The organism is Mesorhizobium sp. M0166, from assembly GCF_040322255.1.
GTDB lineage: Bacteria > Pseudomonadota > Alphaproteobacteria > Rhizobiales > Rhizobiaceae > Mesorhizobium.
Window position 1 is genome coordinate 1 of the sequence record NZ_JAMYTD010000005.1, and the last position, 18,652, is coordinate 18,652.

Annotated in this window: 17 protein-coding genes; 9 read left to right on the top strand and 8 right to left on the bottom strand. The window is 63.6% G+C overall.

The window, feature by feature from the left end:
* Positions 1–97: 97 nt before the first annotated feature.
* Positions 98–1,660: a histidine--tRNA ligase gene (hisS, locus tag NKJ46_RS08295; protein ID WP_352663963.1), complete on the bottom strand. Its 1,563-nt coding sequence runs from the start codon at positions 1,658–1,660 to the stop codon at positions 98–100.
* Positions 1,661–1,869: 209 nt separating this feature from the next.
* Here hisS and NKJ46_RS08300 point away from each other — a divergent pair, with 209 nt between their 5' ends.
* Entirely contained in the window at positions 1,870–2,124 is a 255-nt protein-coding gene (locus NKJ46_RS08300; RefSeq protein WP_352663965.1) for a hypothetical protein, read from the top strand.
* A gap of 4 nt (positions 2,125–2,128) precedes the next feature.
* Here the strand turns inward: NKJ46_RS08300 and NKJ46_RS08305 are convergent, their stop codons facing one another.
* Positions 2,129–2,764, bottom strand: coding sequence for a DNA-3-methyladenine glycosylase I (locus NKJ46_RS08305; protein ID WP_352663967.1), 636 nt, complete (start codon positions 2,762–2,764; stop codon positions 2,129–2,131).
* 222 nt (positions 2,765–2,986) lie between these two features.
* Here NKJ46_RS08305 and NKJ46_RS08310 point away from each other — a divergent pair, with 222 nt between their 5' ends.
* Positions 2,987–3,721 carry a L,D-transpeptidase gene (locus tag NKJ46_RS08310; protein ID WP_352663969.1) on the top strand — a complete coding sequence of 245 codons (735 nt, stop codon included), beginning with the start codon at positions 2,987–2,989 and terminating at the stop codon, positions 3,719–3,721.
* Positions 3,722–4,002: 281 nt separating this feature from the next.
* On the top strand, positions 4,003–4,923 hold the full coding sequence (locus tag NKJ46_RS08315; RefSeq protein ID WP_292664484.1) for a bifunctional 5,10-methylenetetrahydrofolate dehydrogenase/5,10-methenyltetrahydrofolate cyclohydrolase: 921 nt from the start codon (positions 4,003–4,005) through the stop codon (positions 4,921–4,923).
* A gap of 11 nt (positions 4,924–4,934) precedes the next feature.
* Here NKJ46_RS08315 and glcF read toward each other — a convergent pair whose 3' ends face one another.
* The 5 genes from glcF to NKJ46_RS08340 form a co-directional block, all read right to left on the bottom strand.
* Positions 4,935–6,266: a glycolate oxidase subunit GlcF gene (glcF, locus tag NKJ46_RS08320; protein WP_352663971.1), complete on the bottom strand. Its 1,332-nt coding sequence runs from the start codon at positions 6,264–6,266 to the stop codon at positions 4,935–4,937.
* 68 nt (positions 6,267–6,334) lie between these two features.
* Positions 6,335–6,718: a DUF4870 family protein gene (locus NKJ46_RS08325; RefSeq protein WP_352663973.1), complete on the bottom strand. Its 384-nt coding sequence runs from the start codon at positions 6,716–6,718 to the stop codon at positions 6,335–6,337.
* Positions 6,715–7,971 carry an FAD-binding protein gene (locus NKJ46_RS08330; RefSeq protein WP_352663975.1) on the bottom strand — a complete coding sequence of 419 codons (1,257 nt, stop codon included), beginning with the start codon at positions 7,969–7,971 and terminating at the stop codon, positions 6,715–6,717. Before NKJ46_RS08330 ends, NKJ46_RS08325 begins: the two co-directional genes overlap by 4 nt.
* 218 nt (positions 7,972–8,189) lie before the next feature.
* On the bottom strand, positions 8,190–9,686 hold the full coding sequence (locus NKJ46_RS08335; RefSeq protein WP_352663977.1) for an FAD-linked oxidase C-terminal domain-containing protein: 1,497 nt from the start codon (positions 9,684–9,686) through the stop codon (positions 8,190–8,192).
* A 138-nt stretch (positions 9,687–9,824) separates the two neighbouring features.
* A complete protein-coding gene (locus tag NKJ46_RS08340; RefSeq protein WP_352663979.1) occupies positions 9,825–11,159 on the bottom strand; it encodes a DUF3422 family protein in 1,335 nt (444 codons plus the stop codon).
* 310 nt (positions 11,160–11,469) lie between these two features.
* On the opposite strand from NKJ46_RS08340, the gene NKJ46_RS08345 reads away from it, so the two are divergent.
* The 3 genes from NKJ46_RS08345 to NKJ46_RS08355 are packed head-to-tail and all read left to right on the top strand — an operon-like array spanning position 11,470 to position 14,273.
* A complete protein-coding gene (locus NKJ46_RS08345; RefSeq protein ID WP_352663981.1) occupies positions 11,470–12,273 on the top strand; it encodes a FadR/GntR family transcriptional regulator in 804 nt (267 codons plus the stop codon).
* Positions 12,274–12,327: 54 nt separating this feature from the next.
* The gene (locus NKJ46_RS08350) at positions 12,328–13,464 is read left to right on the top strand and encodes an alpha-hydroxy acid oxidase (protein ID WP_352663983.1); all 1,137 of its coding nucleotides are present in this window, start codon (positions 12,328–12,330) and stop codon (positions 13,462–13,464) included.
* Positions 13,465–13,502: 38 nt separating this feature from the next.
* Positions 13,503–14,273: a metallophosphoesterase family protein gene (locus tag NKJ46_RS08355; protein WP_352664347.1), complete on the top strand. Its 771-nt coding sequence runs from the start codon at positions 13,503–13,505 to the stop codon at positions 14,271–14,273.
* A 24-nt stretch (positions 14,274–14,297) separates the two neighbouring features.
* Here NKJ46_RS08355 and NKJ46_RS08360 read toward each other — a convergent pair whose 3' ends face one another.
* Positions 14,298–15,305 carry a LacI family DNA-binding transcriptional regulator gene (locus NKJ46_RS08360; protein WP_352663985.1) on the bottom strand — a complete coding sequence of 336 codons (1,008 nt, stop codon included), beginning with the start codon at positions 15,303–15,305 and terminating at the stop codon, positions 14,298–14,300.
* 201 nt (positions 15,306–15,506) lie between these two features.
* On the opposite strand from NKJ46_RS08360, the gene NKJ46_RS08365 reads away from it, so the two are divergent.
* The 3 genes from NKJ46_RS08365 to NKJ46_RS08375 all read left to right on the top strand — a co-directional run bounded on the left by NKJ46_RS08365 (position 15,507) and on the right by NKJ46_RS08375 (position 18,643).
* A complete protein-coding gene (locus NKJ46_RS08365; protein WP_352663987.1) occupies positions 15,507–16,772 on the top strand; it encodes an ABC transporter substrate-binding protein in 1,266 nt (421 codons plus the stop codon).
* Between the two features lie 117 nt (positions 16,773–16,889).
* A complete protein-coding gene (locus NKJ46_RS08370; protein ID WP_352663989.1) occupies positions 16,890–17,789 on the top strand; it encodes a carbohydrate ABC transporter permease in 900 nt (299 codons plus the stop codon).
* Positions 17,786–18,643, top strand: a complete 858-nt coding sequence (locus NKJ46_RS08375) for a carbohydrate ABC transporter permease (protein ID WP_352663991.1) — start codon at positions 17,786–17,788, stop codon at positions 18,641–18,643. The genes NKJ46_RS08370 and NKJ46_RS08375 overlap by 4 nt, the downstream gene beginning before the upstream one ends.
* The last annotated feature ends 9 nt before the right edge of the window (positions 18,644–18,652 follow it).

Sequence of the window (18,652 nt, forward strand, 5' to 3'; positions counted from 1 at the left end):
GTCGCCAAATTATCAAAATAGCAAAGGAGGCGCCGACGGCGATGCTGCCAATCTCCCCCCTTGCGGGGGAGATGGCCGGCAGGCCAGAGGGGGGTGCTCACGCGCCACCTTTCGCCCGGTCGGCCGCCTGCGCCGCCAGTATCTTCTTCACCTCGGCGACCAGCTCACTCTCCGCCACCGTCATCTGCGCCGGCCGTGCGGCGCGCCATTCGGCGTTGTCGGCGATCTCGGCCGACATTTTCGCGCCCTCGATCAGATCCTTGATCTGCACCTCGCCCTTGGCGCGCTCGTCGCCGCCCTGGATGACGGCGATCGGGCTGCCGCGGCGGTCGGCATATTTCAGCTGCGCCTTCATGCCGGCGCCGCCGAGATACATTTCCGAGCGGATGCCGGCGGCGCGCAGCTCGGCCACCATCTTCTGGTAGCGGCCGAGGCTTTCCGTATCCTTGTCCATGGTCAGCACGACGACCGGCGCGATCACGTCCGAAGTATCGAGCTTGCCGAGGTTCTTCAGCGCCGTCATCAGCCGCGAGACGCCGATGGAAAAGCCGGTCGCCGGCACCGGCTCGCCACGGAAGCGCGAGACCAGACCGTCGTAGCGACCGCCGCCGCCAACCGAGCCGAAGCGCACGATCTGGCCGTCCTCGTTGGGGATCTCGGCCAGCAGCTCGGCCTCGTAGACCGGGCCGGTGTAATATTCGAGGCCGCGGACGACGGAGGGGTCGATGCGGATGCGATCCTCACCGTAGCCGCTTTGCGCGACCATGGTTCTTATCTGCTCCAACTCTGCAAGGCCCTCAACAAACGAGGCGTTCGTGATGCCCAGATGTTCGAGTTTCCTTTCCTCGATAAGATTGCTGAGACCGGGGTTGATGGATCCCAGTGTCTGGACAATTTCTTCGGGATCGTGCTGCGCCATGACTGTGAAATAGCTGATCACGACGTCGATCTGCGTATTGTCCAGCCCAGCACCCTTGGTGAAATCACCGCTCTCGTCCTTGCGCCCCGCGCCCAAAAGCAGGCGCACGCCCGCGACGCCAAGCTTGTCCAGCTTGTCGATCGCCCGCAGCACGGTCAGCCGGCGGCGGATATTCTCGTCGCCGCCAAGGCCGATCGCCTCCAGCACGCCATCGAGTACTTTGCGGTTGTTGACGCGGACGACGTAATCGCCGCGCTTGATGCCGAGCGCCTCCATCACGTCGGCCATCATCATCGCCATCTCGGCATCGGCTGCGACACCCGGCGTGCCGACCGTGTCGGCGTCGAACTGCATGAACTGGCGGAAGCGGCCAGGACCGGGCTTCTCGTTGCGGAACACCCAGCCGGAGCGATAGCTGCGATAGGGCTTCGGCAGGCGCTCGAAATTCTCGGCGACAAAGCGCGCCATCGGCGCGGTCAAATCGTAGCGCAGCGACAGCCACTGGTCGTCATCGTCCTGGAACGAGAACACGCCCTCGTTCGGCCGGTCCTGGTCGGGCAAAAATTTGCCGAGCGCATCGGTGTATTCGATCAACGGCTGGTCGACCGGCTCGAAGCCGTAAAGCTCGAAGACCGAGCGGATCGTGGCCATCATCTTCTCGACGGCGCGCAGATCGTCGGCGCCGCGGTCGACAAAGCCGCGCGGCAGCCGCGCTTTCATCTTTTCGGATTTGTCGGCCATGGGATGGGTACTTTGCCAAGCAATTGGTGACTTATTTCGGGTCGGCGTGTCCTACCGATGCAGGCCGGAGAAGGCAAGGGTTTGCGCTTCTCCCTGCTCCCCCTGCGCGAGAAGGCAAGAAAAAGAAGCTGAAACAATTGCGCCATGCGCGCGGCATCGTGCCGACACAATCCGGGCCGATAAGCGCGCCGAAACAAGGGGTCGGGGCCATGGCCACGCTAGAAAAGTTCGACATCATCGATAGCGGCGCACGCGACGCCTCGGTCCGGCTGCGGCCGGCCGATGGTTATGCGCCAAAAACGACGAAGCAAATCGCCGGACCGTTCGAGATCGCGGCGCAACAGCGCAGCGGGCCGACCATGCGCGACGTGCTGATGACCGGCCTGCTGGTGATCTATCCGGTGTTCGCCGCGCTGGCGGCCATCCTCGCCGGGTTTTTCCTGGCCGGCGCCGGCGGTGCCTGAGCCGCTATTTCGGCCGCTTGAACGCCTTCCGCTCCGCCTCGACCGGCTCGCGGCAGACGCAGCCCTCGAGATGGTCGTTGACCAGCCCCATCGCCTGCATGAAAGCGTAGACGGTGGTCGGGCCGACAAAGCTCCAGCCGCGCTTCTTCAGCTCCTTCGAAATGCGGACCGAGACGGCCGTCGTCGGATTGGCGCGCAGATGGGCGAGATCGACGATCTCGGGCCGCTCGTCGGGGCCGGGCTCGAATTTCCAGAACCATGCGGCCAGCGAGCCGGCCTCGTCGATGAGTTCGCGGGCGCGTTTGGCGTTGTTGATGGTCGAGACGATCTTGCCGCGGTGGCGGATGATCCCGGCATTGCCAAGCAGGCGCTCGACATCCTGGTCGGTGAAGGCGGCGATCTTGTCGACATCGAAGCCGGCAAACGCCTCGCGGAAATTGTCGCGCTTGCGCAATATGGTCAGCCAGGACAGGCCCGACTGAAAACCTTCGAGGCAGATCTTTTCGAACAGCCGGCGATCGTCGGCGACCGGCCGGCCCCATTCGTGGTCGTGGTAGTGCAGATAATCCGGCAGATTGCCGTGCCAGAAGCAGCGGGCGATGCCGTCGGGACCGGCAAGCAGACCTGTCTTTTCATCCATGGCGGAATTCCGTTCGTGTCTTGGCGTTAACGCGTTTTGACGCTGCCTTTACCGCGGCTTTACCAGATTCCTGAACCGGGCGGTAACCACACCAAAAGCTTTACTGACAGATCGGCATTTTACGCATTCCGATTCATGTTTCGGTTGCCGCTTCGCGCCCAATGTCGGCGAAATCGGGGAGGCTTTGCACCCCGGCATGTTCGACGATCAAGGTGCGTTGCGATGAAGACATTCTTGTTCCCACTGTTCGGCGCCGCGGCCATGCTTGCGGCCGGCGCCGCCAATGCCAACGACCGCTATGCCGAAAGGCCGCCGGTGGTGGTCAGCCCCGACCTTTCGGCGCCCTGGGTGCTGCAGCTCGGCCATGCGCCGGGCATCGTGCGGCAGAGCCGGCAGGAGACGCAGCCGCAACGGCGCTACCGGCGGCTGGCCGAACCGGATCAGCTGCGCACCGCAGCGGTGCAGGCGCCGGCCAAGCGCATGGTGATGCGGCCGCAGATCGACCCGATCTATCTGCCGCAGGAAGTCGCCTATGACGGCCCGCAGAAGCCGGGCACCATCGTCATCGATACGCGAGAGAATTTCCTCTATCTGGTCGGGAAGAACGGCAAGGCGCGGCGCTACGGCGTCGGCACCGGCAAGCCGGGCTTCGAATGGTCCGGCACCCACAAGATCACCAACAAGCGCGTCTGGCCGGACTGGCGGCCGCCGGCGGTAATGATCGCCCGCGAAGCCGCCAAGGGCCGCTATCTGCCGACCTATCTCGCCGGCGGTATGGAAAACCCGCTCGGCGCACGCGCGCTCTATCTCGGCTCGACCGAATACCGCATCCACGGCACCAACCAGCCCTGGACGATCGGCGGCGCGGTGTCGTCGGGCTGCATCCGCATGCGCAACGAGGACGTAGTCGATCTTTACGAACGCGTGAATATCGGAACAACGGTGGTGGTGATATAGTTGCCGCAGCGAATCATCTGGTCTAGAAAGACATTAGCTTTGGCTTTCTGAGGCCAGATGAATGAATAACGGGGGACGGGCCGTGTGGGGATGCGGCCAGTCACGAAAGGGCAGCGCGGCAAGCCGTGCTGCCCTTTTTGTTTCCGCCAACGCCAGCAAGAATTGACGGGAAGATTTTGCCGGCACGTCGCGCCACCGGCATGGCGGTTCGTTTTTCGCACTGCCTTTTCGCCGTTGCTTTGCTATGTGGCGGCTAAAATCCAGATAAAGGCCCCATCCCGATGTCCCTTTCCGACGACAGCCGCTATCTCAGAGGCGGCCCGGTTGCCCAACGCATCATCGCCGGCGTGCGCGAGGACGCGGCGATCGCCACCGCCGAAGGCTTTCCGCCCAAGCTGGTGTCGATCACCGTCGGCGATACCGCGGCGGTCGACGTCTATGTCCGCAACCAGCGCGCCAAGGCGGGGCTTGCCGGTATCGGCTTCGAGGAAAGGCGTTTTCGCGCCGACATCACCGCTGGTGAACTCGAAGCGGCAATCCACGGCCTGAATGCCGATCCGCGCGTCACCGGCATCATCATCCAGCGGCCGGTGCCGGTGCACATTCCGATCAAGACACTGCAGGCGGCGGTGCATCCGCTCAAGGACGTCGAGGGCATGCATCCGGCCTCGATCGGCAACATCGTCTATAACCAGCTCGACCTGGCGCCCTGCACCGCCGCCGCCTCGGTCGAACTGCTCAGGGAAACCGGGCTCGACCTCAAGGGGCTCGAAGTGGTGGTCGTCGGCCATTCCGAGATCGTCGGCAAGCCGATCGCGTTCCTGCTTATGAGCGAAGGCGCGACGGTGACCGTCTGTCACCACATGACGCGCTCGGTGGCGGCACACGCACGCCGCGCCGACGCGCTGTTCGTCGCGGTCGGCAAGCCGCGGCTGATCAAGGCCGACATGGTCAAGCCGGGCGCCGCCGTCATCGATATCGGCATCAATTCGGAAATCGGGCCGGACGGCGAGAGCCGCATCGTCGGCGACGTCGATGCCGAGAGCGTCAGGCATGTCGCGTCGTGGATCACGCCGGTGCCGGGCGGCGTCGGCCCGATCACCGTGGCGATACTGCTGCGCAACACGATGGTGGCGCTCAGCCGCCAGCGCGCCCGCTACCAGGCAACCTACGGCACGGCGGACAGGCTGGCGGCGGAGTAGGCGCCGTCGCATCACTCGGCCGCGATGACCGCCCGGTCGTCGCGAACGCCTTCGGGCTTCGGCCCACCGTAGGCCCAGTCGAGCAGCTTTATCGTATGCACCACCGGCAGCTTGGCGGCAGACGCGATCTGGGTGATGCAGCCGATATTGCCGGTGGCGACGATTTCGGCACCGGTCGCTTCGATATTCCTGACCTTGCGGTCGCGCAACTGAGCCGAAATCCCGGGCTGCAGGATGTTGTAGGTGCCGGCCGAACCGCAGCAGAGATGCCCTTCGCGCGGCTCGCGCACGACGAAGCCGGCACGGGCGAGGAGTTCCTTCGGCTGGCGGGTGATCTTCTGGCCGTGCTGCATCGAGCAGGCCGAGTGATAGGCGACGATGGTGCCCGGTCTACGCACCGGTTCCGGCAGGTCGAGGCTTGCCAGATATTCGGTGATGTCCCTGGCCAGCGCCGAGACGCGCGCCGCTTTGTCGGCATAGGCCGGATCGAGGCGCAGCATGAAGCCATAGTCCTTGATGGTGGTGCCGCAACCCGACGCGGTGATGACGATGGCATCTAGCCCACCCTGGTCGATGGCGCGCGTCCAGGCGTCGACGTTCCGACGGGCGGAGGCCAGGGCAGCGTCCTCGCGTCCCATGTGATGCACCAGCGCCCCGCAGCAGCCCTCGCCCTCGGGCACCACGACCTCGACACCAAGCCGGGTCAGCAGCGAGATCGTCGTGTCGTTGATGCTGGGATCGAGCACCGATTGCGCGCAGCCGGTGAGGATGGCGACGCGGCCATTTTTCTTCGTCCCCTGCCCCGCATGGACGCCCGGCAAGGCCATCGGCGAGCCTGCCGGGACCGACGCCGGTGCGAGCCTCAGCATGGCGCCCAGAGGCCTCAAGGCCTGGATTTTCTCAAACAGGCCGGCGAATGGCTGGCCGAGTTTCGCCAGCTTGAGCGCGGCGCGGAAGCGCGAGGGATAGGGCAGCACGAAGGCCAGCATGGCGCGCGTCAGGCGATCGGCCAGCGGACGCTTGTAGGTCTCCTCGATATGGGCGCGGGCATGGTCGACCAGATGCATGTAGTTGACGCCCGACGGGCAGGTGGTCATGCAGGCGAGGCAGGACAGGCAGCGGTCGATATGGGTGACGATCTGCTTGTCTGCCGGACGGCCGTTTTCCAGCATGTCCTTGATCAGGTAAATCCGCCCGCGCGGTGAATCCAGTTCGTTGCCTAATGTCACATAGGTCGGGCAGGTGGCGGTGCAGAAGCCGCAATGCACACATTTGCGCAGGATCTTCTCCGATTCCGCGACATGCGGATCGGCGAGCTGGGCAGCTGAGAAATTGGTCTGCACGTAAACGAATCCTTACCGTTTGAGCATGATCTTTTCCCAAAACCGGTATCCACTTTTGGGGATCATGCTCATAATCCCAGAAACCAGCTTTCCGGGTTTTTGACCGGCTCGCCGCGCTGTAGCGCCTGCAGGCCGAGAATACAGCGGGCGATGAACCAGACGGCGACGGCAACCATCAGCACGACACCGACGACCACGACCATCAGCAGCGCCGAGATCAGTGCATAGAGCAGGCCGATCCAGAAGGTGCGGATCAGGAATGTGTAATGGCTCTCGACGAAGCCGCCGGCCTTGCCGCGATTGATATAGGCCAGGACGATGCCGACAATGCCGCTGACGCCGATGGCTAGGCCGGCGAGATAGAGGATGTAGATGACCAGCGCATTGGTCGGACCGGGCTCCAGCCAGCGGTCGGTCTGGCGTGACGTACCGTTTTGACCTGGATCGCTCATTGGGCTCCTCCCTCGGTTGCCGGCGAAAGAGTAGCAGAGCCTGCGCCCGGCGCCATCCGGCCGGGATTGAGGATATTCTTCGGGTCGAATTCGGCCTTCAGCCGCGCCGACAGTGCTGCCAGTTGCGGCGCTTGCGGTTCGAACACCGGAACGGCGGCGCGGTGCGAAAGGGTTGCGCGCACCAGCGTCGCATGGCCGCCGCCGTGCCTTCTGATCAGGCCGCGCAACAGGCCGGCCTCGGGATCGTCCTGCTGCATGCGCAGCCAGATCAGCCCGCCCTGCCAATCGTAGAAGGCATCGACCGCGGCCTGCATGCGCAGCGCCAGCACCATAAGGTGGCCCTGCGACGGCGCCATCGAGACGCGCCATACCGGCCTTTCGCTGCCATCGGCGAACGGCGCGCAATCGCGGATATCGCGCCAGACCGAATACGAGACCGAACCCGAAATCTCATGCAGCGGCCCGGCGTTTTTCAGCAGGTCTTTCAGCGCGGCGATGCGGTAGGCGACCGACGGGCCGAAGCCCTCGATGCGCAGCAGCGTCGCAGCATCGCTGCCGAGACTTCCGCCGGCGACCCGCGCGGCGACCCGTTCGGGAAGATGGGCAGCGCTTGACACTTCGGCGCTCGAGCCGAGCGCCAGCGCCATGGCGGCGACGGCATGATCGTCGAGCAGGCCGCGGATCGCGAGCGTGACTTCGGTCTCGGCTGAAGGCAGCACCTTGAAGGTGACATCTGTGAACATCGCCAGTGTGCCCCAGCTGTTGGCCATCAGCTTGGACAGATCATAGCCGGTGACGTTCTTGACCACGCGGCCGCCGGACTTGAAGGCCTCGCCGCGCCCGGAAACGGCCGCTATGCCGAGAATGTGGTCGCGTGCAGCACCGGCCTTCAGCCGGCGCGGCCCGGAAAGGTTCGCGGCGAGTGCGCCGCCGATCGTGCCTCGCCCTGGCTCACCGCCGAGCAGCGGGCCGTAATCCATCGGTTCGAAGGCCAGTTGCTGGCCGTTTTCGGCAAGCAGGCTTTCGATCTCGGCCAGCGGCGTGCCGGCTTTTGCCGACAGCACCAGTTCGGCCGGCTCGTAAAGCATGACGCCGGAGAGTTTGGAAAGGTCGAGCGTATGCTCACTCTGCTGCGGCCGGCCGATGCCGCGCTTGGAGCCGTGGCCGACGATTTCGAGCGGCGAGTCTTCCGCCGCTGCCCAAGCGATGGTGGAGAGGGTTTCCGCGGCGGTTGATGGGGTGAAGGTGGTCATGCGGCGGGTGCGCCAATCGTAAATGAAGAGAAGCCGCGATCCTTCCCACCCCCCTCTGTCCTGCCGGACATCTCCCCCGCAAGGGGGGAGATCGGATGTCGCTTCGGCTTTCGCCAACCACCAACACTTGAAGGCGAGCAGGACGTTGAAGCAGCCAATCTCCCCCCTTGCGGGGGAGATGTCCGGCAGGACAGAGGGGGGTGTTCAAGCGCCAACCCTCAAAACCTCGGAATGTCCGGAAACGCGGTCTGCCCGCGATGCACGTGCATCCGCCCGAGTTCGGCGCATCGTCTTAGCTGCGGAAATACCTTGCCCGGGTTGAGCAGATGGTTGGGGTCGAAGGCGCATTTGACGCGCATCTGCTGGTCGAGGTCGATCTGGTTGAACATTTCGGGCATCAGGTCGCGCTTCTCGACGCCGACCCCGTGCTCGCCGGTCAGGACGCCGCCGACCTTGACGCAGAGCCGCAATATGTCGGCGCCGAAGCTTTCCGCCTTGTCGAGTTCGCCCGGCACGTTGGCGTCATAGAGGATCAGCGGATGCAGATTGCCGTCGCCGGCGTGGAAGACATTGGCGACGCCGAGCCCGTATTTCTCCGACAGTTCGCGCATGCCGGCGAGGACGCGCGGCAGTTCCTTACGCGGGATGGTGCCGTCCATGCAGTAATAGTCGGGCGAGATGCGGCCGACCGCAGGGAAGGCCGCCTTGCGGCCGGCCCAGAAACTCAGCCGCTCCTGCTCCGACTGCGAAATGCGGCATGTGGTCGAGCCGTTCCTGTAGGCAATGGCTTCGACCAGGCCGATCAGGTGATCGACCTCGACACCCGGCCCGTCCAGCTCGACGATCAGCAGCGCCTCGACATCCAAGGGATAGCCGGCCTGGACGAAATCCTCGGCGGCGTGGATGGCCGGGCGATCCATCATCTCCATGCCGCCCGGAATGATGCCGGCGCCGATGATGTCGGCGACGCATTGGCCGGCCTGCTCGCTGGTCGGGAAGCCGATCAGCAGGGCACGCGCCGTCTCCGGCTTCTTCAGGATGCGCACGGTGACCTCGGTGACGACGCCGAGCAGTCCTTCGGAGCCGGTCATCACGCCGAGCAGGTCGTAGCCCTCCGCGTCGAGATGGCTGCCGCCGAGGCGCACCACCTCGCCATTCATCAGCACCATCTCGATGCCGAGCACATTATTGGCGGTGAGACCGTATTTCAGGCAGTGCACGCCGCCGGAATTTTCCGCGACATTGCCGCCGATCGAGCAGGCGATCTGGGAGGATGGATCGGGGGCGTAATAGAAGCCCTCCTGCTCGACGGCGGTGGTGATGCCGAGATTGGTGACGCCGGGCTGGGCGACGACGATGCGGTTCTGAAAATCGATCTCGAGGATGCGGTTGAAGCGGCTCATCACCAGCAGCACCGCGTCCTCCAGTGGCAGCGCGCCGCCGGACAGCGACGTGCCGGAGCCGCGCGGCACGACGCGGATGTTGCGGTCGCTGCAATATTTCAGCACCCGCGAGACCTGCGCCACGGTTTGCGGCAGCACCACGACCAGCGGCAATTGCCGGTAGGCGGTGAGCCCGTCGCTCTCGAAGGCGCGCATTGCATTGGCGGCGTCGACGACGCCCTCGCCCGGCACGATGATGCGCATATCGGCGACGATCTCGTCGCGCCGGCGCATCGTGGCGTCGTCTGGTTTCGGCATGGCAAGGCCGGACATCGACAGCCTCCTTCGATCGACTGGTAAAAATCTTTTACCAGCGACGGCTGTCGGTTGCAAATGCCGCTTTGGCCGGGATAGGAGGCCTGTGGCCGGGACAGCCTTCCGCAGCGGCAATCTGCCGCTGCGCGCCCCGCACTACTCGCCCGGCTGCTTGCCGGGTTCGGAGTGCATGCGGCGGACGCGGCGCACGCCCCACCAGACGAGCAGGACGGCGAGCGGCACCGAGGCGGCGGTGACCATTTCCGGCGCAAAGGCATGGCCGAAGATCGAGGCGCCCTTAGCGACGTAGCCGATGAGGCCGACGACATAGTAGGACACCGCGGCGACCGAGAGCCCCTCCACCGTCTGCTGCAGCCGCAATTGCAGGCGGGCGCGATTGTTCATCGATGCCAAGAGATCGCGGTTCTGCTTCTCGACCTCGACGTCGACCCAGGTGCGCAGCAGCGTGGTAGCACGGGTGAGCTTCGTCGACAGGTTGGCCTGACGCTCCTCGACCGAACGGCAGGTACGCATCGCCGGCGCGACGCGCCGCTGCAGGAACCCGCCCCAGGTGTCGTAGCCGGGCACCGCCTCTTCCTCGAGCGCCTCCAGCCGTTCGCGGACGATGCCGTCATAGGCGCGGCTGGCGCCGAAGCGGTAGAGGCTGGAGGCGGCATCGGCCTCCAGTTCGGCGGCCAGTTCGGTCAAGTCGGCAAGTAGCGTCTGGCTGTCGCGGGTCTCGGCGACCTTCATTTCCAGCGTGGTCTGGGCCAGCCTGTCCTCGATGCGGCGGGCACGCCCCGAAAGCGTCAGCGCTAGCGGCAGGCCGAGCATGGCCAGCGTGCGGTAAGTTTCGATATCGATCAGCCGCTGCGACAGTGCCCCGGTGCGCGCCGGCGTCAGGCCGCGGTCGAGCACCAGCATGCGGGTCAAGCCGTCGCCATCCTGACGGAAATCGGTGACGATGGCCGCGTTGCCGCGCTCGACCAGCGAATAGCACAGGCTGGTCGGGTCGAAACCGGCGATCAGTTTTTCGTTCGCCGGCGTCCATTTGCGGATTTCCAGCCTGATGCCGGAAATCACCATGCCCGGCGGCGAAAACCCGTTGCCGAAGGGTGTGTCTTCTTGCCCCCTGCCGTTTTCGGCGAGCGGGCCTTCCCAGAGATAGGTCGAGAACTCCGTGTGGCGTTCCCAGCGCAACGAGCCCTTGCCCCATTTCATCGCGTGGTGGCGGGCGTGAGGGTCGGGCGCGGCGATGCCGAGGCGTCGCGACAATTCGGAAAGCACGGCCTGATCGACACCGGATCCAGCTTCGGTCATGAAGGATAGTTGCACCAGCACGCGCGGCTTTTCGACCAGCGGCTGCGGCCGCGCGTGGACCTCGCCAAGCGCGCCGGGGCGACCTTCATGCGCCGGAAAACCCATGACGCTGCCGCCCACGGCTTTGGCGCGCAGCTGGAATTCGAGGTTGGAAGGGTCGGCGTCTGGCACGGCTGGTCCCCAGAGCTTTCTGAGCCCTTTGGCAATGATTCCCTCTAGAGCGGTGCATCGTTTCACGGAAACGCCGAACCGCTCTATCTCTTTGATTCTGTGCAATTCCGGACGGAAAACCGTTTCACACTTTTCCTGGAATTGCTCTAGAGGCAATCTCGAGAGGACGCAAACACCAGTTTAGCTCAAGCTGATATGAAGCCGCGGCTGTGAAACCGACCTGGCGCGGGCAAATTGGATAAATAATTTGACCAGTTGGCGACGCTGGCTTTATCTTGCGCGACATCGGTTCAACCCCCAGGCATCCCGTTTGAGCGACATTTTCTCCCGGATCGAGCATTCGCGCACCGCCGACGAGGTGGTGCAGCAGATCGAGAGCCTGATCCTCGAAGGCGTCCTGCGCACCGGCGACCGGCTGCCGGGCGAGCGCGAGCTGGCGCGCCAGTTCGAGGTGTCGCGGCCGATCCTGCGCGATGCCTTGAAGGCGTTGGAAGGGCGCGGGCTGTTGACGACACGGCCAGGCGGCGGCACCCATGTCGCAGATGTCATCGGCCAGCTGTTCACCAAGCCGGTGACCGACTTGATCTCGATGCATCGCAAGGCGGTGACCGACTATCTGGAGTACCGCCGCGAGATCGAGGCGGTGGCGGCGGAATATGCGGCGCGGCGCGCCACATCGGACGATCTGGCGCTGCTCGACCGCATCATGGCACGTATGGACGAGGCGCACCGGACCGGCAATTTCGACGACGAGGCGGAAATCGACGTCGAGTTCCATCACGCGATCTGCGAATGCGCGCACAACATCATCCTGCTGCACACGCTGCGCTCCTGTTATCGGCTGCTGTCGGAAGGCGTGTTCCAGAACCGGCGGCTGGTGTTCAGCGTGCCGGGCGCGCGCGAGGCGCTGCTTTCGCAGCACCGGGCAATCTACGCCGCAGTCAAGGCCGGCGATCCGGCCGCGGCACGGCAGGCGGCGATGGACCACATCTCCTACGTCGAACGGTCGATGGCAGAGGCCGAGCGCAGCGGCGACTGGCAGCGCGTGTCGCGGCTGAGGCTCAGGCAGCGCTCCGAGCCCGGTGACGGTGACCCGGCAAGAAAACAGCCGTAGGCACCGCCCAGAAAATTCAACGACGAACCAGCGACGAACCAGCGGAAAAGATCCATGAGCAGCATTCTCACCATCGCCGACCTCAAGGACCTGGCGCGCCGCCGCGTGCCGAAGATGTTCTTCGACTACGCCGATTCCGGCGCCTGGACCGAAAGCACCTACCGCGCCAACGAAGAGGATTTCCAGAAGATCAAGTTCCGCCAGCGCGTGCTTGTCGACATGGACAACCGCTCTCTGGAATCGACCATGATCGGCGAGAAGGTGACGATGCCGGTGGCGCTGGCGCCGACCGGCATGACCGGCATGCAGCATCCGGACGGCGAGATGCTGGCGGCGCAGGCTGCGGAAGAATTCGGCGTGCCGTTCACGCTGTCGACGATGAGCATCTGCTCGATCGAGGACGTCGCATCGGTGACCAGGAAGCCGTTCTGGTTCCAGCTCTATGTGCTGCGCGACAAGGATTTCGTCTTCGATTTGATCGACCGCGCAAAAGCGGCGAAATGTTCGGCGCTGGTGCTGACGCTTGACCTGCAGATCCTCGGCCAGCGCCACAAGGATATCCGCAACGGGCTTTCGGCGCCGCCGCGAATGACGCCGAAGCACCTCTGGCAGATGGCGACAAGGCCGCGCTGGTGCGTCGGCATGGCCGGGACAAAGCGCCGAAGCTTCCGCAACATCGTCGGCCATGCCAAGGGCGTCGGCGACCTCGCCTCGCTATCGTCGTGGACGAAGGAGCAGTTCGATCCGCATCTGTCGTGGAAGGACGTCGCCTGGATCAAGGAGCGCTGGGGCGGCAAGCTGATCCTGAAAGGCATACTCGACAAGGAAGATGCGCTGATGGCCGCCAGAACGGGCGCCGACGCCATCATCGTTTCCAACCATGGCGGCCGCCAGCTCGACGGCGCCTCGTCATCGATCATGGTACTCGAAGAGATCGCCGATGCCGTCGGCGACACGATCGAGGTGCATATGGACGGCGGCATCCGTTCCGGCCAGGACGTGCTCAAGGCACTGTGCCTCGGCGCCAAGGGCACCTATATCGGCCGGCCTTTCCTGTACGGACTCGGCGCACTCGGCAAGGAAGGGGTTACCAAGACGTTGGAAATCATCCGCAAGGAGATGGACATAACGCTGGCACTGTGTGGAAAGCGTCTGGTCACCGACATGGGCAAGGATCAGCTTCGGCGCTAAAGTCCCGTGACGGCATGACCACGGAGGCGACGCAGGCATTGACGGAGCCCGGCATCAGTTTCTACGAGGCGCGCGGACCGCAAGGCATGCGCCTTTACGCGATCGGCGATGTGCACGGCCGGCTCGACCTGCTGACCTCCATGCACCGGCGGATCGAGGCGGAGCTCACTCAAAGGCCGTCGACCGATTGGCGCGTGATCCATCTCGGCGACTATGTCGACCGGGGCCCGGACTCCAGGGGCGTCATCGATTTCCTGATCGACGCGCAAAGACGCGATCCGCGTCACCTGATGCTGGCCGGAAATCATGATCTCGGCTTCCTCGATTTTCTCGATGTCCCCGACCCGGACGGCCTGTTCATGCGCTATGGCGGCATCCAGACGGCGCTGTCCTATGGCGTGTCGCTCAGTGGGAGCAGCGCCTGGTTTGGCCGCGCCGATGCGGCATTGCGGCAAGGGCACGCCGCACTGGTCGAGGCGGTGCCGCAGAACCATGTCGAGTTCCTGGGCTCGCTGCCCTTTTCAGTGACGTTCGGCGATTTCTTCTTCTGCCATGCCGGCATCCGGCCTGGCATTGCGCTGGAAAGCCAGAGCCCGCAGGACCTGATCTGGATCCGCGAGGTCTTCCACGATCACACCGGTCTTCATCCCAAGATCGTGGTGCACGGCCATACGCCGGTGCCCAAGCCCGAGATCACAGGCAACCGCGTCAATGTCGACACCCTCGCCTGGCAGTCGGGAAACCTCACCGCGCTCGTCGTGGACGGCACGGACAAGCGGATCATGACGGTGGCCGGCGAGAGGGCCTAGGCCGTGCTGCCATGCGGCCAAGGCTCAGCCTATCGCCCGGGTAGACTCGCGGACGACCAGGTGAGGCTGATGGATGTCCCATGCACCTGTGGCAACTTCCTTCTGGGTGATCTGCCTTAACAACATTTCGACGGCGCGGCGCGCCATGGACAGGATCGGCGTAACCACCACGGTTGGCGCCGGGTCCAGGACAGCAGCGAATTCCAGATCGTCGATGCCGACGATCGAAAGGTCGGCCGGCACTTTGATCTTCAGTTCGCGCACCGCGAACAGGATCCCAAGCGTCATCAGGTTCGAGATCGCTATCAGCGCCGTCGGCCGGTCACGGCGCTGGAGAAGCTCGATCGCCCGGTCATGCGCCTGGGTTTGATCGAAATTACCGGCGAGCTGAAGGCCCGGTTCAACCGGCACTCCATGCTCGGCGTGCGCCTGGAGGTAGCCGCCAAGACGATCGTCGTTGGTCGCCAGTCCGGCGATGCCGGTGATGATGCCGATTCTGCGATGCCCAATGCCAAGGAGATGGTCGGTGGCGAGCCGCCCTGCCTCGATGTTGTCGGTCTTGATCACGTTGTAGGGCAATCCCTCGACAAACATGTCGAGCAACACAGCCGGCACCTGGATCTGGTCGACGAGGCGGCTGCCGTGTTCGGCATCGGAGCGCGTGGGAATGATGACAAGCCCGGCCACGCGCTGGACGCGCAGCATCTTGAGCACCTGGCTCTCGCGCTCCGAATCCTGTCCGGTCGAGTAGACCACCGTCATGTAACCCGCGATAAGGCAGATATTCTCGATTTCCCGGGCAACCGCCGCGAAATGCGGGTTGGCGATGTTCGGCACGACGAGGCCGATGAGCTGCGAATTCCCGCTCCTGAGCGAGCGGGCAGCGCCGTGCGGCACGTAACCGACCGCGGCAATCGCCTTGTTGACCTTCTCGATGACCTGCTCGCTGACCGGAGCCGAGCGGTTGAGAACCGCCGACACGGTGGAGATCGCGACGCCGGCGCCACGCGCTACGTCCTTGATCGTCGCCATGCAACTGCCCCGCCCATCTGATTGCCCCTTCATCTCATTGCACTTGCCAACCACTCTCGCCTGCGTAATACTCGAAACGTTTCGTGCTTACAATCAAGCTGCCGACGACCGGTCAGGGAGGATTTGGAGCGGTTCGTATTCGAAACGTTTCGACAGCAGATTGATGTATAGCGCGTCGGGAGAACGCAAGGGAGGATTTCAATGATCAAATTGTCACGGCGTACGCTTTTGCTGTCGTCGGCCGTACTTGCCGCCGGAGCGGGAATGAGGGGCGCATTCGCACAGTCCGACCAGACCGCGACCCTGAAGCTTCAGGGCTTCGGCAGCGATGCGGAGCTTTCAGCCGTCACCAACGCGGTTGCTCGTTTCAACAAGAAATATCCCAACGTCACGGTCGACATCTCGATGGACCCGATCTCGAACGGCTGGGGAGATTACGTGACGCGGGTGATAAGCGAATTCAACGCGGGCAGCGCGGCCGATGTTTACGGCACCGCCATCGAGACCTTCCAGGCTTTTTCGTCGCGCGGCCTGTGGCTCGGCCTCAACGATTTCGTATCCGCCAATTCCGGCTTCTCTGACTTTGCGCCCAGCCTGTTCGCACAAGCCTCGTACAAGGGGGAAATCCATTACATCCCCATCGGCTGGAACAACATCATGATCAATTACAATCGCGATCTCTTCGACAAGGCCGGGATTGCCTACCCCAAGCAGGGCTGGACCTGGGAGGAATTTCGCGAGGTCGCCAAGGCGCTCACCGTCAAGGACAGCGCCGGCAATGTCAGCGAGTTCGGCTACGAGGTGCCGAACCAGAACTTCTTTATCCAGCCCTGGTTCTTCAGCAACGGCACCGGCGTGCTCAACGACGACTGGACGGCCTCGAACATGCTCGATCGCAAGGTTGCCGAAAGCCTGCAGTTTCTCCACGACCTGATCCATGTCGACCGTGTTTCGCCCATCCCGGGCAAGGAGACCATGGACAATCAGTTCATGGCCGGACAAGTGGCGATGATCAGCCGTGGTCACTGGATCGTGCAGAACGCCAAGACCAACAAGGTCAACATGGACATCGCCATTCCACCGAGCAAGGAAAGCGACACGACGGTCATCGGTTTCGGCGCTTACGCCATCTCGAAGGCAACGGAGCAGCCGGATCTGGCCAAGGCGCTGGTGCTCGAACTGACCAGCGAGGAAACGCAGAAGGAAGAGGGCGAGAAGGGCGGCGGCGTGCCGGGACGCAAATCCGCGGCGGAGACGGCTGCGTTCCTGTCATTCCCGCCCAGTGCGGCGCTGTACTACCAGACACTGCCCCACACCAAGGCGGTGCCGTCTCCAGCCAACTTCCAGGAAGTCGAGAAGATCTTCATCCGCAATTACACCGCAATGATGGCAGGCGAGGTATCGATCGCGGATGGCTGCAAGCAGGCCGATGCCGAACTCAACGAGTCTTTTGCCCGCCTCAAATAGAGGTTGGCCTGAGAACCCCATGCCCTCCCCGGCGCTCTGCTTCACCGACGCGGACGGCGTCGGGCGTAGCGCGCCGATCTCCTCAACACCTGAATGCCAGAGGACTTTGTGGCAAAAATGATTGCGAAGCGGCAGGGTTTCGATCTGGCCCGCGCCCAGGCACTGACCGGGTATCTGTTCGTGCTGCCCACTTCGGTGCTCTATCTCACTTTCGTCCTGATGCCGGTTATCATCACTTTCATCTTGAGCTTCAGCTATTACGACCCGATGCTCGGTTCGCGCTGGGTCGGCTTCGATAACTTCACCCGCTTCTTCACCAATCCGCGTTCGCTGCGGATCTTCTGGAACACCCTGCGCTTCGCCTTCTTCGCGGTCACCTTCAATGTATCCATCGGCCTGCTTTTGGCCGTGGCCCTCAATCGTGCGATGCCAGGCTGGCTGCTCTATTTCTTCCGGCTCGCCTTTTTCATGCCGGTTATCATCGCCGTCGCCTTCGTCTCGATCGTATGGAGCTATTTCTTCGCCGACGACCTCGGCGTCATCAACTATTTCCTGCGTCTCTCCGGCATCCGGCCGGTGCATTGGCTGACCGACAGCAACAACGCCATGATGTCCATCATCATCATGGACGTCTGGAAGAATACCGGGTTCTTCATGGTCATCTTCATCGCCGCGCTGCAGGGTGTGCCGAAGAGCATCACCGATGCGGCACTGATGGATGGGACGCCTGCCTGGCGAACGTTCTTCCGCATCATCCTGCCGTATATTTCGCCGGTCGTGTTCTTTGCCATCGTCTACGCCTCAATCGGCGCCCTGCAAGTCTATGAATCGATCGTCATCCTTACGCAGGGCGGGCCGGGGGACAGCACGCGATCGCTTTCGATCCTCATCGTCGAAGAAGGTTTCGGCAGTTTCCAGATCGGTTACGCCGCAGCCATTTCGGTGGTGATGACAGTGATCATCCTCATCATAACGGCGATCCAGCAACTGCTGTCGCGCAAATGGGTGCAGCAATGAGCGCCGCCTCGGCCCTGCAGACGCGCGCGGCCAAGCGCTGGATCGATGCGGCGATCATCGCGGTGATGGCGGCTCTCGCCGTCGGCATGCTGCTGCCGTTCTTCTGGTTGTTCTCGATGTCGTTTCGCCCGGTGGCCGAAGCCTACAAGCTGCCGCCGAGCTTCCTGCCGCCCAGCCTCGATTTCGCCAACTACGCGCGTGTGCTGGCATCGCGCGTGCCGTTCCTGCAGATCTATGCCAATTCGCTGCTGGTGGCGGTCGTGGTGACAATCGGCCAGCTCGTCACCTGCACGCTTGCCGCCTTCGCCTTTGCCCGCCTCAGCTTCCGGGGTCGCGACGCGCTGTTCTTCATCCTGCTCGTCGGCCTGATGTTTCCGGCCCAGGTGACGATCCTGCCGATCTATCTCGGCTACGCTCGGACAGGGCTGATAAACCGGCCGATCGGTCTTGCGCTCATGTACCTCACCTCGAGCTTCGGCGTGTTCTTGATGCGTCAGTTCATGCTGAGCCAACCCAAGGCGCTCGAAGAGGCCGCGCTGATGGACGGCGCCGGCTATTTCAAGATTTTCTGGCGCATCTCGCTGCCGCAGTTGCGGCCGGCGTTGTCGGCGCTCGGCATCATCACCTTCACGCAGACCTGGAATTATTATTTCCAGGCCCGTGTGCTGCTCGGCAAGGAGCAGTCGATGACGCTGCCGGTCGCCATGGATGTTCTGCGCGGCTACCTGGCGGCGGGCAATCTCTCGCTGGTCATGGCCGCCATGAGCATGTCGATCCTGCCGGTCGTCCTGCTGTTTCTCATCGCCCAGAGATTTGTGATCGAAGGGATCACGATGAGCGGGATCAAAAACTAGAACTGTCAT